The following is a 15886-nucleotide window of genomic DNA, read 5'->3' on the forward strand; positions in this document are numbered from 1 at the left end:
TCCCCGGCGGGGAGAGGGGTGGGGTGAGGGGCTACTGGCGCGTCCGCCCCCTCACCCGGCCGCTGCGCGACCGACCTCTCCCCGTCGGGGGGAGGTGAAGCGCGTCACACCAGCATCTTGCCTTCCTCGTCGATCGCCTCGTCCAGCGCCTCGGGATGATCGGGAAGGATCATCTCGTTATGCGGCTTGCCCGAGGGGATCATCGGCAGGCAGTTCTCCATCTTGTCGACCAGGCAGTCGAACAGCACCGGCCGGTTGACGGAGATCATCTCGTGGATCGCCCCGTCGAGGTCGGCCGGGTTGGAGCAGCGAATGCCGACGCCGCCATAGGCTTCCGCCAGCTTCACGAAGTCCGGCAGCGATTCCGAATAGGAATGCGAGTAGCGCCCGCCATGCAGCAGGTCCTGCCACTGGCGCACCATGCCCATATATTCGTTGTTGAGCACGAAGATCTTCACCGGCAGGTTGAACTGCAGCGCGGTGGACATTTCCTGCAGGCACATCTGGATCGAGGCTTCGCCGGCAATGTCGATGACGAGGCTCTCGGGATGGGCCACCTGCGCGCCGATCGCCGCCGGCAGGCCATAGCCCATGGTGCCGAGGCCGCCGGAGGTCATCCAGCGGTTGGGCTCCTCGAAATGGAAATGCTGCGCCGCCCACATCTGGTGCTGGCCGACCTCGGTAGTGATGTAGACATCCTTGTCCTTCACCTGGTCGTACAGCGCCTTGATCGCCTGCTGCGGCTTGATGATGCGGTCGGAAGCCTTGAAGGCCAGCGACTTGCGGGCGCGCCACTTGTCGATCTGCCCCCACCAGCCGGCGATGGCCTTGCGGTCCGGCTCGGCCTTCATCGCGCGCCACATGGTCAGCATGTCTTCCAGCACATGCTTCACGTCGCCGATGATCGGCAGGTCGACCTTGATGTTCTTGTTGATCGAGGACGGGTCGATGTCGATGTGGATCTTCTTCGAGCCCGGCGAGAAGGCGTCGACGCGGCCGGTGATCCGGTCGTCGAAGCGCGCGCCGATGCAGACCATGACGTCGCAATCATGCATCGCCATGTTGGCTTCATAGGTGCCGTGCATGCCCAGCATGCCCAGCCACTGCTTGTCGGAGGCCGGGAAGGCGCCGAGGCCCATCAGCGTCGAGGTGACGGGATAGCCCGACAGCCGCGCGAATTCGCGCAGCAGGCGGCTCGCCTCCGGGCCGGAATTGATCACGCCGCCGCCGGTGTAGAGGATCGGGCGCTTGGCCTTGGCCAGCATCTCCACCGCGGTCTTGATCTTCTCCGGGTCGCCCTTCAGGCGCGGCTGATAGGTGCGGTGCTGGATGTTCTCCGGCCCGACATACATGCCCTTGGCGAACTGCACGTCCTTCGGGATGTCGACGACGACCGGACCCGGACGCCCGTTCTGCGCGACATAGAACGCCTCATGCATGACGCGGGCGAGGTCGTTGATGTCGCGGACGAGGTAGTTGTGCTTGGTGCAGGGCCGGGTGATGCCGACCGTGTCGCACTCCTGGAAGGCGTCCGAGCCGATGAGATGGGTCGGAACCTGGCCGGTGATGCAGACGAGCGGAATGGAATCGAGCAGCGCGTCGGTGAGGCCGGTCACCGCATTGGTGGCGCCGGGGCCGGAGGTGACGAGCACCACGCCCACCTTGCCGGAGGAGCGGGCATAGCCCTCCGCCATGTGCACCGCCCCCTGCTCGTGCCGCACGAGAATGTGCTTCACCTGGTTCTGGTGGAACATGGCGTCATAGATCGGCAGCACCGCGCCGCCGGGATAGCCGAACATGTGCTCGACGCCCTGATCGATCAGGGCCTGCATCACCATTTCGGCGCCGGTCATCTCGCGCATCATGGTCTTTTTCCTTCCACGCTCGTCGTGTCTTGCGTCGTTTCGGAACGGCCCCGGGGAGGGCCAGAAAATCAAAAGGCCCCGTCAGGGGCCATGTTCGCGCGTCACCGTTGAGCGGAGCAGCCGTCAGGCAAACTCCGCGGCGACGCGCCGTCCTACGATAAGGGTAATAATGTTGCGCATTCTGGCGCGGCTCCTTCGTAAAGTTGCGCGACCTCTACAGCCACGCCGCGCAGGCGTCAAGCACATGGGCACGACAGCGCGAAGATTGTAGGAGAATAGCGCACTTTTCGCGGCGGATGAACGCCGCTATACCCCCGCAGTGCAACAGGAGCAGGCGATCCTATGACGCAGATGCGGCTCGTCGTCGTCGGGGCCTCGGGCCGCATGGGCCGGGTGCTGGTGCGTGCCATCAGCGAGGCGGCCGATCTCGTCCTCGTCGGCGCGGTGGACCAGCCCGGCAGTGAATATCTCGGCCGCGATGCGGGCGAACTCGCCGGCCTGCCGCCGCTCGGCCTCAAAGTGTCGGACGACCCGCTGCCGCTCTTCGCCGCCGCCGATGGGGTGATCGACTTCACCATTCCCGCCGCCAGCGTCGCCTATGCCGCCTTCGCCGCGCAGGCGCGCATTGTCCATGTCATCGGCACGACAGGCTTTTCCGCCGAAGAAGAGGCGAAAATCGCCGCCGCCGCCCGCCATGCCGTCATCGTGCGTTCCGGCAATATGAGCCTCGGCGTCAATCTGCTGGCGGCGCTGGTGCGGCGCGTGGCGCGCACGCTGGACGAGGATTTCGACATCGAGATCGTCGAGATGCACCATAACCGCAAGATCGACGCGCCGTCCGGCACCGCCCTGCTGCTGGGCGAGGCCGCCGCGCAGGGGCGCGGCGTCACCCTGCAGGAAGCCGGCGTCTTCACCCGCCACGGCCACACCGGCGCACGCAAGCCGGGCGATATCGGCTTCGCCACGCTGCGCGGCGGCACGGTGGTGGGCGATCATAACGTCATCTTCGCCGGGGCCGGCGAGCGGATCGAACTCGGCCACAAGGCCGAAGATCGCGGCATCTTCGCCCGCGGCGCGCTCGCCGCCGCCCGCTGGGCCCGCGGGCGCAAGCCCGGCCTCTATTCCATGACCGATGTCCTCGGCCTCACCGATTTCTGATCCAGCCGGAGAACGACCCGATGTCCGAACGCCTTCTCGTGCTCGTGCGCCATGGCCAGAGCGAGTGGAACCTCAAGAACCTGTTCACCGGCTGGCGCGACCCGGACCTTACCGCCCTCGGCGTTGAAGAGGCCAAGAAGGCCGGCGCGCGGCTGAAGGCGGAAGGCTACCAGTTCGACCTCGCCTTCACCTCGCAGCTGTCGCGGGCGCAGAAGACACTGGACCTCGCACTCAACGAACTCGGCCAGACCGGCCTGCCCATCACCCGCGACCTCGCGCTGAACGAGCGCGACTATGGCGACCTCTCCGGCCTCAACAAGGACGATGCCCGCGCCAAATGGGGCGAGGAGCAGGTTCATGTCTGGCGCCGTTCCTATGACGTGCCCCCGCCCGGCGGCGAAAGCCTGAAGGACACGGTGGCCCGTGCCCTGCCCTATTACGTCACCGAGATTCTGCCGAAGGTGATGCAGGGCAACCGCGTTCTGGTCGCCGCCCATGGCAATTCGCTGCGCGCGCTGATCATGGTGCTGGAGAAGCACTCGCCCGAGAGCATCATGAAGCGCGAGCTCGCCACCGGCGCGCCGGTGATCTACCGGCTTAAGGCCGACACGACGGTCGAGAGCGTCACCGACCTCGCCGGCTGAGTCTTCCGCATGCCCCGTGCGGCCGGCGCGCCTCAAGCGAGCGCCGGCCTTGCCCTAACGCCAAGCAGACCCATATGACCAGCGTGAAGACGACTTCCCCCACTCCGGGAACCCAGGCGGGACGGCCCGAGGCCAAGGGGAGGACCGTCATGCGCGGCACCGCCGACCGCATCCGCCACGTCATCAGCTTCGAAATCGTCGCCCTGTCGATCATCACCCCGCTCGGGGCGTGGGTGTTCGGCGTGCCGATGCTGGACATGGGCGCGGTGGGCGCCGGCGCGGCGCTGATCGCCGCCGGCTGGAACTATGTGTTCAATCTCGGCTTCGACCACGCGCTGGCGCGCCTGCGCGGCTCGGTGCGCAAGACGCTGGCGCTGCGGGTGCTGCACGCCCTGCTGTTCGAGGCCGGCCTCGTGCTCGTCCTCGTGCCCTTCGTCGCCTGGTATCTCGGCGTCGGCCTGTACGAAGCCTTTCTGATGGATCTGGCGCTGACGGTGTTCTTCCTCGTCTACGCCTTCCTGTTCAACTGGGCCTATGATGCCCTGTTCCCGCTGCCGGAGCCCCGCCACCCGGCGGCCGCCGCTCCGCGCTGACGCCGGACCGGCGGGTGCGGGTCAGCCCTTGGTGAGCTGGCCCGCCTCCCAGCCGAGAATGGCGCGCTTGCGAGTGAGCCCCCAGTGATAGCCGGTGAGATCGCCATTCTTGCCGAGCACGCGGTGGCAGGGCACGACGAAGGACATCGGGTTCTTGCCCACCGCCGCGCCGATGGCGCGCGCCGCTTTCGGCTTTTCCACGCATTGGGCGATGCTGGAATAGGTGGTGGCCTTGCCGAGCGGAATGCGCATCAGCGTCTCCCACACCTTCACCTCGAAATCGGTGCCGATGAAGACGATGCGCAGCGGATCGTCCGGGCTCCAGGTGCCGCGGTCGAAGATGCGCGCCGCATAGGGGGCGGTGGCGATGGGGTCCTCGATATAGAGCGCGTTCGGCCAGCGCCGGCGCATGTCGGCGAGCGCGACGTCCTCCTCGCCCTCATCGGCGAAGGCGAGGCCGCACAGGCCGCGCGGCGTCACCATGGCGAGCGCGGCGCCGAAGGGCGAGGCGTGGAAGCCATAGCGCACCACCAGCCCAGCGCCGCCGGTCTTCCATTCGCCGGGCGACATGGATTCATGCACCACGAACAGATCGTGCAGCCGCCCCGGACCGGACAGCCCGAGCTCATAGGCGGCGTCGAGCACATTGTCGGATTCGGTCAGCACCCGCCGCGCGGCGTCGATGGTCACCGCCTGCAGAAAATCCTTCGGGGTCAGGCCGCACCAGCGGCGGAACAGGTCGGTCAGCGCGCGCGGGTGCACGCCGGAGGCGCGGGCGATCTCCTCCACCTCCGGCTGGTCGCGGAAGCGCAGATTCACATATTCCACCGCGCGGCGGACGATTTCATAATCCGCGGCTGCGATTTCCAGGGGGTGGGCGGCGTCGAGATTGGGCGCGAGCACGGGCGTTCTCCTCAAGCTGGCTCCATCGGACCACGCCCGGCACCGGCGGGCCACCCGATTTCGACGGCGGCGTCAGACGGCCGAGCGCACCACGCCGCGCTTGGCCTCGGCGAGCGCGCGCGCCAGGCTCTCCGCCAGTTCCTCGCGCTGCGCCGTGTGCAGGAAGCTGCCGATCACATAGGGCCGGCCGCGCATTTCCAGCGCCAGGCGCTGCACGCCGAAATCCTCGATTTCATCGCGCGTGAGCCGCGTCCAGAGCGGGTTCAGCTCCTCGCGATATTCCGTGCCGTCCGCCGCGACATGGCGCAGCCGGATCACGCTCGGCGTCACGGTGATTTCCTCGCAGGCGCGGGCGGCACGGTAATTCAGCCGGAACCCCCACCAGATCGCCAGCACGTCGAGCCCGAACAGGCCGAACACCGGCCAGGCACCCATCATCAGGAAGGCGAGGCCGCAGACAAAGCTGATGCCGGCAATGATGCCCATGACCACCAGAAAGCCCCGCGGCCCGAGCGAGCGGTGCGGCTGATAGCGCACGGAAAACAGCTCCGGCTCGTCGAAGCCGGCGCCCTCAGTAGGAAAGGCGGTATTGGCAGCGCTCATGGGCCCGCATTATAGGTCGAAAATGGCGGATGAGGACAAGGATTCGGTGCGACCCAGTGCGCGCCCGCGCAAGCGGCCGGCGGCGAAGCCGCGCCCCGCCGCGCCCGCCCCGACCCGTAACGCCAAGGCTCGTAGCGCCAAGGCTGGGCCTCGCGCCGCGAAAGCTAAGGCCGCCGTGGCGGTACTGGAAGAGCAGGTGGCGACCCGCCCCGCCCGCCGGCGTGCTGTGGCCAATGCGGCGGCGGCGGCGATCGGCGGCGCGTTCCGGCCGTGGAGCGACGCGGAAATCGCCACCGCCTTCACCCGCTTCGAGGCCGCCAACCCGCATCCCGAAGGCGAATTGGAGCATCACGACCCCTTCACTTTGCTGGTGGCGGTGGTGCTCTCGGCCCAGGCCACCGATGCCGGCGTCAACAAGGCGACGCGCGGCCTGTTCAAAGCCGCCCCCACGCCGGCGGCCATGGTGGCGTTGGGCGAGGAAGGCGTGGCGCAACATATCCGCACCCTCGGCCTCTATCGCGGCAAGGCGAAGAATGTGGTCGAACTCTCCCGCCGCCTCCTCGCTGAGCATGGTGGCGAGGTGCCGGCCGACCGCGCCGTGCTGGAGACCTTGCCCGGCGTCGGCCGCAAGACGGCGAATGTGGTGCTCAACATCGCCTTCGGCCTGCCGACCATCGCCGTCGACACGCATCTGTTCCGCATCGCCAACCGCACAGGGCTGGCGCCGGGCAAGACGCCGCTGGAGGTGGAGCTGGGGCTGGAGCGCATCATTCCCGACCGCTTCAAGCTGCACGCGCATCACTGGCTGATCCTGCACGGGCGCTATGTCTGCAAGGCGCTGAAGCCGGACTGCCCGCGCTGCCTGATCGCCGATCTGTGCCGCTGGCCCGAGAAGACGCCGGCCTGAGCCTCACCCGGCGCGCGACAGCCGCTTATGCAGCCGCACCATGAAGATCGTCGCGAACACCGGGGTGACGAGGTTGAGGATCGGCACCGACACCACGGCGGCGATCACCAGCCCGCCAAGGAAGATCGCCCCCGCATGGTGGCGGCGCAGCAGCGCCACCTCATCCTCGCTGCGGTAGCGCATGGCCGCGAGCTGGAAATATTCGCGGCCGAGCAGGTAGCCATTGGCGACATAGAACACGACGAGGTTCACCCCCGGCACGAGCAGAAGCAGCAGCGCCACCAGGTTCACCGCCAGCATGACGCCGAAGAATTTCACGGTGAGCCAGAGGGAGCGGCCGATCGGCAGCGCCTGCCCCTCCGGCTCCAGCGGAAAATCGCTGCGCTCCACCTGCGCGGCGACATCGTCGAGAAACAGGCCGGCGACCAGCGACGTCACCGGCGGCACCAGGAAAATCGCGCCGATGAAGATGCCGAACGCAGCGAGAATATCGATGGTGATCTCGGCCCAGCGCAGGTCCAGCGCGACGAAATAGGTCAGCGCGTAATGCGCTCCCACGCCGAGCGCGATCAAGAGCCCGATGGCAAGGCCGACCGAGCGCAGCAGCACGCGGCGATAATCCGGCGAAAAGGTCTGGGCGAAGGCCGTGATCGCGTCCCGCAGCATCGAGTTCCCCTTTGGCGACCGCCTCTAGGTAGGGCGCCCGGCCCCGCCGCTCAAGCCGCGCCGGCGAGACGGCCGGCGGCGCGGGCAAGTTCGGGCTTGATTCGCGCGACGCACCAGTGAATCCCGATTCGTTCTCCACGAACAAAACATGATTCAGCGCAAGCCTTTAGCCGGCGCCCCCCTCCCCGCGGCAGCCATGGCGTCCGGCGCCTTCGCCCGCCCGGCCGGTCATGCTAGCCTGCCCGCCTCATCGCATGAGTACCCGCCTTATGACCCGAACGCGCCCTGGCGGCACGCTGAACCGCCGCCACTTCCTCGCTGCCGCCTCGGCCGCTCTGCTGCCGACACCGGCCCTCGCCCAGGCCGGGGCCAGCGATGTCGATGTCGTCATCATTGGCGGCGGCGCGGCCGGCATCGCCGCCGCCCGCCGGGTCGCCGAAGCCAAGCGCTCCTATGTGCTGCTGGAAGCCGGGCCACGTCTGGGCGGGCGGGCCCGCACGGAGAGCGCCTTCGGGCTCAAGGTCGATCTCGGTGCCGGCGGCTTCGCTGGCGGTGACGGCACGCTGGGTGCCAGCGCGCTGGCGGCGGGGCAGCCGCTCGTTCCCCTGCCCTCCGGTCGGCGCCTGTTCGCGGAGGGCCGCGAGGTGCGCGAGAGCGCCTATGACACCTTCACCGCCACGCTGGGCGCGTCGCGGCGGGACATGCTCGCGGCCATCGAGGGCGGCAAGGATATGGCGGCGGCGCAGGCCCTCGCCAACGCCCCGCCGCCGGCCAAGGGCACTCCCGGCTCGGGCGGGACGTGGGCCGCCACGGTGGCGCAGTTTCTCGGGCCCCTGAGCTGTGGGCGCACCCTCGCCGCCCTCTCCGCGCTCGATCTCGCCCGCCGGGACGCCCGGCCGGACGACACGACGAGCCCCTTCGGTGTCGGCGCGCTGATGGAAGCGCTCGGCGCCTGGGTGAATGTGCAAAGGGACGCGCCGGTCACGCTCATCACCAATGGCGGGCGCTTCCACAGCGTGAGCGTGCGCGGGCAGCGCACGCCGATCCGCGCCCGCGCCATCGTGCTCGCCGTGCCGGCCCCCGTGCTGGCAGCGGGCGCAATCCGCTTCAACCCGGTGCTGCCGACCAGGCTGGTGACCGCGCTGCGGGCGATTCCCGCCGGCTATCTGGAACAGGTGGCGTTCCGCCTAGCCGGCAATCCGCTCGGCCTGCAGCCGAATGAAACGGTGCTGGCCAAGGCCAATGCTAGCGCCCCGGCGCTGCTGCGCGGCCGCATCAATGGCGGCGAGCTGCATGCGCTCACCTTCGGTGACGCGGCGGCCCGCGCCATCGCCGAAAAGGGCGCGGAGGCCGCCCTGCCACTGGCGCAGGGCTGGCTGCGCGCCAACTTCCCCGGCGCGGAAACGGCGGTGTCCGAGGTGGTGGCCTCGCGCTGGGGGCAGGACCCGCTGATCCGCGGCGCGCTGAGCCCGGCCTTGCCCGGCCAGGGAGCGCAGCGGCGCGTCTTCACGGAGACGGTGCAGAACCGCATTTTCCTGGCCGGCGACTATGTGCCGGAAAGCGGCTGGGGCACGCTGGCCGGCGCCTTCGCCTCCGGCGAGGCCGCCGCCGGCCGGGCGCTTCGGCTGTTTGGCGACGGGCCGGCCTAGACGCCACGGGCGGCTGATCCCGCAACACCCCCGAACCAGCAGCAATAGTTCCGCTTTATCACCCCCAAAAGGGGGTCGATTATGAATATAAACGAATAATATTCACGATAAATTTTGAAACTAATTTCAAACAGAAACTGTTTCTTCATTGGACGATGCAGATGATTTTCTGAACGCATCTTTCCGCATTGACAGAACGTGTTAAATTTACATCAGATTCTTTCCGGGCTCAACGCTCGTACCGTCGGCATTGGCATGCTGACGGCATGCCTGCTCGCGGCAGCTCCCGCCTCGGCGACGAATGGCGGCGGCGGGTCCAGTGGCGGCGGCACTTCGGGCGGCGGCTCCGATGGCGGCGGCTCGCATGGTGGCGGTGGCGGCTCGCCCGGAGGCGGTGACTCGCCCGGCGGTGGTGGCTCGCCCGGCGGTGGCGGCACGCCCGGTGGCGGCGGCACGCCCGGCGGTGGCGGCACGCCCGGTGGCGGCGGCACGCCCGGTGGCGGCGGCACGCCCGGTGGCGGCGGCACGCCCGGTGGCGGCGGCACGCCCGGTGGCGGCGGCACGCCCGGTGGTGGCGGTACGCCTGGCGGTGGCTCGCCCGGCGGTGGCGGCACGCCAGGCACTGAGACTCCCGGAACACCCGGCACGGGGACTCCCGGGACGGACACTCCCGTCCCCGGCGTGGAAACACCCGGCAGCGGCACCCCGGGAACGACGCGGGATGGCTCCTCGTCGAAGGGCGACGGCATGAAGACGGGCGAACAATGCGCCGAAATACTGGCTCGACCGGGTAGCTTCGACGCCACCGTGGTCAAGTTCTGTCGCGACCGGACCAGCTGACCTGCGCCCGCCTCCCAACTGAGGCGGGACTGCCGGCTCTGGCCCCGTCACGGCCGGGACTGGCCCGGCCATTCACGCCGTCCTGATGTTCCGCGTACAGGGCAGGCGTGAATCCCCGGGCCAAGCCCGGGGAGGATGGTCCTTTCCGCCAGCGTCAGCCGCGCAGCGTGGCGCCGGTCTTCTTCGCCACCTCGGCGACGATCTTCGCCGCCACCGCGTCGATCTCGGCATCGGTCAGCGTTTTCTCGCGCGGCTGCAAAGTGACGGAGAGCGCCACCGACTTCTTGTCCGCGTCGATCCCCGGCCCCTCATAGAGGTCGAACACGTTCACACCGGTGATGAGTTTGCGGTCGACGCCGGCCGCCGCCTTCACCATGTCGCCGGCCGCGACGCCCCGCGCCACCACGAAGGCGAAGTCGCGCTCCACCGGCTGGAAGGCAGCGAGTTCGAGCAGCGGCTTCACCCGCGTCGCCTTGGTCTTGGGCTCGGGAACGCGGTCGAGCAGCACCTCGAACGCCACGAGCGGCCCCGCAGCATCAAGCGCCTCCAGAACGGACGGGTGCAGCTCGCCGAAATGGCCGATCACGTTCGGGCCGAGCCGGAAGGTGCCGGAACGGCCGGGATGGAACCAGGCGGGCGCGTCGGTCGAAATCTGCAGATTCGCCACCGGCGCGCCGCAGGCGGCGAGCAGCGCCAGCGCGTCCGCCTTGGCGTCGAAGGCATCGACCCCCGCCGCCTTGCCGGCCCAGTGCCGCCCGGCGCCGGTCGGCTTCGCCGTGGCACGGCGAAGGCCGGTTGCCGCGATGAACTGGTCCTGCGGCCGGTCGCCCTTGAACACCTGCCCGACCTCGAACAGCGCGACATCGCCGAAGCCGCGATCGGCATTGGCCTGCGCGGAACGCACCAGCCCCGGCAGCAGGCTCGGGCGCATGTCCGAGAGATCGGCGGCGATCGGGTTGGCGAGCGCGAGCGCCGGCTGGCCGCCGCCGAACAGCTCCGCCTGCGGCTTCGGCACGAAGGACCAGGTGACGGCTTCCACCAGCCCGCGCGCGGCGAGCGCACGCTTGGCCTTGCGGGTGCGCAGCTGCAGCGTGGTCAGCACCGGCTTGCGTGCGTTTTCGTCGCGCGGGAAAGGCAGCGAGGGCACGCGGTCGAGGCCGACGATGCGGATGACCTCTTCCACCAGATCCGCCTTGCCCTCGATGTCGCCGCGCCAGCTCGGCGGCGTGACGCGCACCGTGCCGGAGGCCCCCTCCACGGCGAAGCCGAGCGCCTTGAGCGTGTCGGTCTGTTCGGTCTCACTGGCGACCAGACCGGTCAGTTTTTCGGTCAGCGCCAGCGGGAAGTCGATCACCCGTGTGGTGTCGGGAATCGTGCCGGCCAGCACGATTTCGGAGGGCTCGCCGCCGCACAGATCGAGGATGAGCCGCGTCGCCAGTTCCAGCCCGGGGAGGGTGAACCCAGGGTCGATGCCGCGCTCGAAACGGAAGCGCGCATCCGAATTCAGCCCCAACTTGCGGCCGGTCTGGGCGATGTTGATCGGCTCCCACAGCGCGGATTCGACAAGAACGTCAACGGTTTCGGCATCGCAGCCCGACTCCTCGCCGCCCATCACGCCGGCCAGCGATTCCACGCCCTTGTCGTCGGCGATGACGCACATGGTGTCGTCGAGCGCATAGGTCTTGCCGTCGAGCGCCAGCAGGCTCTCATCCGCCCGCGCGCGGCGCACGACGAGATTGCCGTGCACCTTCTTCGCGTCGAACACATGCAGCGGCCGATTCTGGTCGAAGGTGAGCAGGTTGGTGACATCGACCAAAGCATTGATCGGCCTAAGACCGATGGCCCGCAGCTTGGCCTGCAGCCACTCCGGCGACGGGCCATTTTTGACCCCGCGCACCAGCCGCAGCGCGAAGGCCGGGCACGGGGCGCCTTCGGCAATGGTGACGGACACCGAGCAGGGATAAGTGCCCGGCACCGGGGCGATCGCGTCTTCCACCAGTCGGCCGAGGCCGACGGCGGCGAGGTCGCGGGCGATGCCGTGCACGCCGAGCGCATCGGCCCGGTTCGGCGTCACCGCAATTTCGATGACGGGATCGTCAAGGCCGATCCAGTCGACATAAGTAGCGCCCACCGGCGCGTCATCCGGCAGGTCGATGATGCCGTCATGATCTTCCGACAGCTGAAGCTCGGCGGCCGAGCACAGCATGCCCCGGCTCTCCACGCCGCGAATCGAGCCGATGCCGAGCGTGATGTCCTTGCCGGGAATATAGGTGCCGGGCGGGGAGAACACGCTCTTCATGCCGGTGCGGGCGTTGGGCGCGCCGCACACCACCTGCACCGGGTCGCCGGCCCCGGTGTCGACGAGGCACACGCGCAGCTTGTCCGCGTTCGGGTGCTGAACGGCGGAGAGGACATAGGCGATGGTGAAGCCCTTGAGCTTGGCCGCCTTATCCTCGACGCCTTCCACTTCCAGCCCGATGCGGTTGAGCGCGCCGGTGACGTCATCGAGCCCATAGTCGCCGGAAAGATGCTCGCGCAGCCAGGAGAGGGTGAATTTCATCGGACAGGCCCTTTGTCAGGCGTCATCCCGGCCGGAGCGAAGCGGAGAGCCGGGATCGTATTGGACGATTGAGGCGCGGAAAGTGGTCCCGGATCGGCCAATCGCCATCCGGGAGAGGGATCAGGCCGAAAGCCCGCCCGCCAGTGTCGGGAAATCCAGCGGGCGGAAGCCGTAATGGGCGAGCCAGCGGACATCGGCCTCGAAGAAGGCGCGCAAATCCGGCATGCCGTATTTCAGCATGGCGATGCGGTCGATGCCCATGCCCCAGGCGAAGCCCTGATACTCGTCCGGGTCGAGCCCGCAGTTCCGCAGCACGTTCGAGTGCACCATGCCGCAGCCGAGAATCTCCAGCCAGTCCGAGCCCTCGCCGAAGCGAATCTCCCCCGGGCGCGAGCGGTCGCACTGAATGTCCACTTCCATGGACGGCTCGGTGAAGGGGAAGAAGGACGGCCGGAACCGCATCTTCACATTGTCCACCTCGAAGAACGCCTTGCAGAACTCTTCGAGGATCCATTTGAGGTGGCCGAGATTCGACCCCTTGTCGATGACAAGGCCCTCGACCTGATGGAACATCGGCGTGTGGGTCTGGTCGCTGTCCGAGCGATAGGTGCGGCCGGGGCAGATGACGCGGATCGGCGGCTTCTTCGACAGCATGGTGCGCACCTGCACCGGCGAGGTGTGGGTCCGCAGCACCAAGCGCGAACCGTCCTCCTTCGTCGGCAGATAAAAGGTGTCGTGCATCTCCCGCGCCGGGTGTCCTTCGGGGAAGTTCAGCGCGGTGAAATTGTGGAAGTCGTCCTCGATGTCCGGGCCCTCGGCCACCGCGAAGCCCATATCGGCGAAGATGGCGGTGAGTTCGTCGATCACCTGGCTGATCGGGTGCAGGCGCCCCTGCTCGGCCGGCGTCTCGCGCACGGGAAGAGTGACATCCACCCGCTCTGTCTCCAGGCGCTTGGCCAGCGCAGCGGCCTTGAGATCGGTGCGGCGAACGGCGAGCGCCTCGTTCAGTCGGTCGCGCAGGCCGTTAATGGCCGGGCCGGCGCTCTTGCGCTCTTCCGGGCTCATGCCGCCGAGGCTCTTGAGCAGTTCGGACACGGAACCCTTCTTGCCCAGCGCGGCGACGCGGATCGCCTCCAGCGCCGGCTCGTCCGCCGCAGCCGCAATGCCAGCGGCCAGTTCGCGCTCCAGCGCGTCGAGATCGGGAAGGGCGGCAACGGACATATCGGATCCTCGGCGGCAAGGCGGTGTGGACGGAAGGATGGGCAGAGCGGAAGCACAGGCCTCCCCCCGCCTGCCATCATCCTGAGGTGCGAACGCCGTGAGCCTCGAAGGATGACGGCGCGAGAGGATGACGACACCTGGAGCGTGGTCTCATAGCCGAGCCACTCCAACGCGAAAAGCCCCAACGCTTGCGCGCGGGGCTTTCCAGCTTTCGGTCCCGGCGGTTCGGGAAGGTCAGGCGGCCTGCTTTTCCAGCGCGGCCTTGGCCTGCTCGACCAGCGCCGCGAAGGCGGCGGGCTCGTGGATAGCGATATCCGAGAGCACCTTGCGGTCGACCTCGATCCCGGCCTTGCCGAGACCGTCGATAAATCGGCCATAGGTGAAGCCGAGCTCGCGAGTCGCGGCGTTGATGCGCTGGATCCAGAGCGCGCGGAAATTGCGCTTCTTCACCTTACGGTCGCGATAGGCGTATTGCTGCGCCTTCTCGACGGCCTGCTTCGCGATGCGGATGGTATTCTTGCGGCGGCCGAAATAGCCCTTCGCAGCCTTCAGCACCTTCTTGTGCTTGGCGTGGGAAGTGACGCCGCGTTTGACACGTGCCATGGGAAAATCTCCTGGGACTGGCTAGGGGGCGTCAGCCGTTGGGCAGAAAGAACTTGCGAACGTTGAAGGCATCACGCTCTGACATGACCGTGGTGCCGCGCTGGTCGCGGATCTGCTTGTTGGTACGCTTGATCATGCCGTGGCGCTTATTGGCCTGGGCCATGATCACCTTGCCGGTGCCGGAGAGCTTGAAGCGCTTCTTCGCTCCGGACTTGGTCTTCATCTTGGGCATTTGGCTCGATCTCCGCAGCCGGCGGCGCTCCCGCAAGGGGATGTCCCGGCCCAATCTAGTGTGAGCGTTCGAACCGCCACGGCAGCCCTTGTAGCCGGGCGGTTCTTGAAGGCCGCACCCTCTACAGCAGAGGCGGCATTATTTCAAGTCGGTGACGGAGAAGACCCGACGGTGTGGATACCGCCGGGCCGTTCTGCGTCAGATATTGCAGCCGGGCGCACCCGGCGCGCAGGGCGCCTGCCCCTGAGGGGGACGCCCCCCCGGCGGCGGACCGCCCTGCGGCGGCCGGCCGGCGCCGGGACCACCCGGACCGCCCGGGCCACCAAAGCCGGGACCACCGGGATTACCGGGACGGCCCGGACCACCGGGATTACCCGGACCTCCGGGACCTCCGGGCTTGCCGGGACCGCCCCAGCCGGGACCACCGGGATTACCAGGACCACCACCCGGACCGCCAGGGCCGCCGGGCTTGCCGGGACCGCCCCAACCTGGACCACCGGGATTGCCAGGACCACCCGGACCGCCAGGGCCGCCCGGCTTGCCGGGACCACCCCAGCCGGGACCACCGGGATTACCGGGACCGCCAGGGCCGCCGGGCTTGCCGGGACCGCCCCAACCGGGACCACCGGGATTGCCAGGACCACCCGGACCGCCGGGCTTGCCAGGTCCGCCCCAGCCGGGACCACCGGGATTGCCAGGACCACCCGGACCGCCGGGCTTGCCAGGTCCGCCCCAACCGGGACCACCGGGACCACCAGGGCCGCCAGGGCCACCCGGCTTGCCGGGACCGCCCCAACCGGGACCACCCGGGCCACCCGGTCCTCCGGGACCGCCCGGCCTGCCGGGACCACCCCAACCGGGACCGCCAGGACCACCGGGCCGACCCGGGGCACCCCAGCCGGGATGGCCGGGGCCCCAGTTCGGCGGACGCGGACCCCACCCACCGGGAGGCGGAGGTCCCCAGCCGCCCGGAGGCGGCGGGCCCCAGCCCGGCCCTGGGCCAGGATAAGGCCCCGGCCGATAGGGCGGGCCCCAGCGGTCATACGTCGAATACCAAGGCCGCCCGCGATAATAGCGGCCCCAATAATCATTGAAGCTGAAAGCGACGATCGGCACGCCGATGGTTGGGGCATAGTCGTAGAACTCGACACGCCGCCCGCGATAGACCGTTTCGATATACTGGGCAGCGACCCAGCCCCGCATGTCGTCAATGCCGACATCGCACCAGCTGTAGTCGCCAAGGCAGCCGAAAATGGCCAGCGGCGCCCCTTCGGCGAGCACCACAACGACGGGGTAATCCACGCCGGGCCCCGCTCGCAAATTTACATTCGTCGTTACAAATCCGCGGTCCTGCGCGACCGCGGCACCCGCGAGCGCCAGCCACAGCAAGGCGCCCGCCACCATTCTCTTCATGAAAAACTCCCAAACGCCGCCGTTTCCGG

15 protein-coding genes are annotated in these 15886 nt (G+C 68.5%); 6 read left to right on the plus strand and 9 right to left on the minus strand.

All coding sequences use genetic code 11. From position 1 onward, the window contains the following. Positions 1-104 precede the first annotated feature (104 nt). Complete coding sequence (locus ACP2AH_RS14740) at positions 105-1865, minus strand: acetolactate synthase 3 large subunit (protein WP_425106487.1); 1761 nt, start codon at positions 1863-1865, stop codon at positions 105-107. A 351-nt stretch (positions 1866-2216) separates the two neighbouring features. Here ACP2AH_RS14740 and dapB point away from each other — a divergent pair, with 351 nt between their 5' ends. The 3 genes from dapB to ACP2AH_RS14755 all read left to right on the plus strand — a co-directional run bounded on the left by dapB (position 2217) and on the right by ACP2AH_RS14755 (position 4260). Beyond that, positions 2217-3023 carry a 4-hydroxy-tetrahydrodipicolinate reductase gene (dapB, locus tag ACP2AH_RS14745; protein ID WP_425107046.1) on the plus strand — a complete coding sequence of 269 codons (807 nt, stop codon included), beginning with the start codon at positions 2217-2219 and terminating at the stop codon, positions 3021-3023. 20 nt (positions 3024-3043) lie between these two features. Continuing rightward, positions 3044-3667 carry a 2,3-bisphosphoglycerate-dependent phosphoglycerate mutase gene (locus tag ACP2AH_RS14750; RefSeq protein WP_425106488.1) on the plus strand — a complete coding sequence of 208 codons (624 nt, stop codon included), beginning with the start codon at positions 3044-3046 and terminating at the stop codon, positions 3665-3667. Positions 3668-3816: 149 nt separating this feature from the next. Continuing rightward, a complete protein-coding gene (locus tag ACP2AH_RS14755) occupies positions 3817-4260 on the plus strand; it encodes a PACE efflux transporter (protein ID WP_425106489.1) in 444 nt (147 codons plus the stop codon). Positions 4261-4281: 21 nt separating this feature from the next. Here ACP2AH_RS14755 and ACP2AH_RS14760 read toward each other — a convergent pair whose 3' ends face one another. Beyond that, positions 4282-5163, minus strand: a complete 882-nt coding sequence (locus ACP2AH_RS14760; RefSeq protein WP_425106490.1) for a methylated-DNA--[protein]-cysteine S-methyltransferase — start codon at positions 5161-5163, stop codon at positions 4282-4284. A gap of 72 nt (positions 5164-5235) precedes the next feature. Beyond that, on the minus strand, positions 5236-5766 hold the full coding sequence (locus tag ACP2AH_RS14765; protein WP_425106491.1) for a DUF2244 domain-containing protein: 531 nt from the start codon (positions 5764-5766) through the stop codon (positions 5236-5238). A gap of 175 nt (positions 5767-5941) precedes the next feature. Here ACP2AH_RS14765 and nth point away from each other — a divergent pair, with 175 nt between their 5' ends. After that, positions 5942-6673, plus strand: a complete 732-nt coding sequence (gene nth, locus ACP2AH_RS14770) for an endonuclease III (protein WP_425106492.1) — start codon at positions 5942-5944, stop codon at positions 6671-6673. A 3-nt stretch (positions 6674-6676) separates the two neighbouring features. Here nth and ACP2AH_RS14775 read toward each other — a convergent pair whose 3' ends face one another. Continuing rightward, the gene (locus ACP2AH_RS14775; RefSeq protein ID WP_425106493.1) at positions 6677-7339 is read right to left on the minus strand and encodes a sulfate transporter family protein; all 663 of its coding nucleotides are present in this window, start codon (positions 7337-7339) and stop codon (positions 6677-6679) included. Positions 7340-7608: 269 nt separating this feature from the next. Here ACP2AH_RS14775 and ACP2AH_RS14780 point away from each other — a divergent pair, with 269 nt between their 5' ends. Then, the gene (locus ACP2AH_RS14780) at positions 7609-8988 is read left to right on the plus strand and encodes an FAD-dependent oxidoreductase (protein ID WP_425106494.1); all 1380 of its coding nucleotides are present in this window, start codon (positions 7609-7611) and stop codon (positions 8986-8988) included. Positions 8989-9243: 255 nt separating this feature from the next. Then, the gene (locus ACP2AH_RS14785) at positions 9244-9828 is read left to right on the plus strand and encodes a hypothetical protein (protein ID WP_425106495.1); all 585 of its coding nucleotides are present in this window, start codon (positions 9244-9246) and stop codon (positions 9826-9828) included. A 154-nt stretch (positions 9829-9982) separates the two neighbouring features. Here ACP2AH_RS14785 and pheT read toward each other — a convergent pair whose 3' ends face one another. From pheT to ACP2AH_RS14810, 5 genes are all read right to left on the minus strand, one after another. Continuing rightward, positions 9983-12388 carry a phenylalanine--tRNA ligase subunit beta gene (gene pheT / locus ACP2AH_RS14790; protein WP_425106496.1) on the minus strand — a complete coding sequence of 802 codons (2406 nt, stop codon included), beginning with the start codon at positions 12386-12388 and terminating at the stop codon, positions 9983-9985. Between the two features lie 120 nt (positions 12389-12508). Next, on the minus strand, positions 12509-13609 hold the full coding sequence (gene pheS, locus ACP2AH_RS14795; protein WP_425106497.1) for a phenylalanine--tRNA ligase subunit alpha: 1101 nt from the start codon (positions 13607-13609) through the stop codon (positions 12509-12511). Between the two features lie 234 nt (positions 13610-13843). Further along, positions 13844-14212 (minus strand): 50S ribosomal protein L20, encoded by a 369-nt coding sequence (gene rplT, locus ACP2AH_RS14800; RefSeq protein WP_425106498.1) that lies wholly within the window; start codon positions 14210-14212, stop codon positions 13844-13846. A 31-nt stretch (positions 14213-14243) separates the two neighbouring features. Next, positions 14244-14444: a 50S ribosomal protein L35 gene (rpmI, locus tag ACP2AH_RS14805; protein ID WP_091437955.1), complete on the minus strand. Its 201-nt coding sequence runs from the start codon at positions 14442-14444 to the stop codon at positions 14244-14246. A gap of 198 nt (positions 14445-14642) precedes the next feature. Then, positions 14643-15857: an SH3 domain-containing protein gene (locus tag ACP2AH_RS14810; RefSeq protein WP_425106499.1), complete on the minus strand. Its 1215-nt coding sequence runs from the start codon at positions 15855-15857 to the stop codon at positions 14643-14645. Between the last annotated feature and the right edge of the window lie 29 nt (positions 15858-15886).

The sequence above is a fragment of the Ancylobacter sp. genome, from assembly GCF_965249975.1.
Lineage (GTDB): Bacteria > Pseudomonadota > Alphaproteobacteria > Rhizobiales > Xanthobacteraceae > Ancylobacter.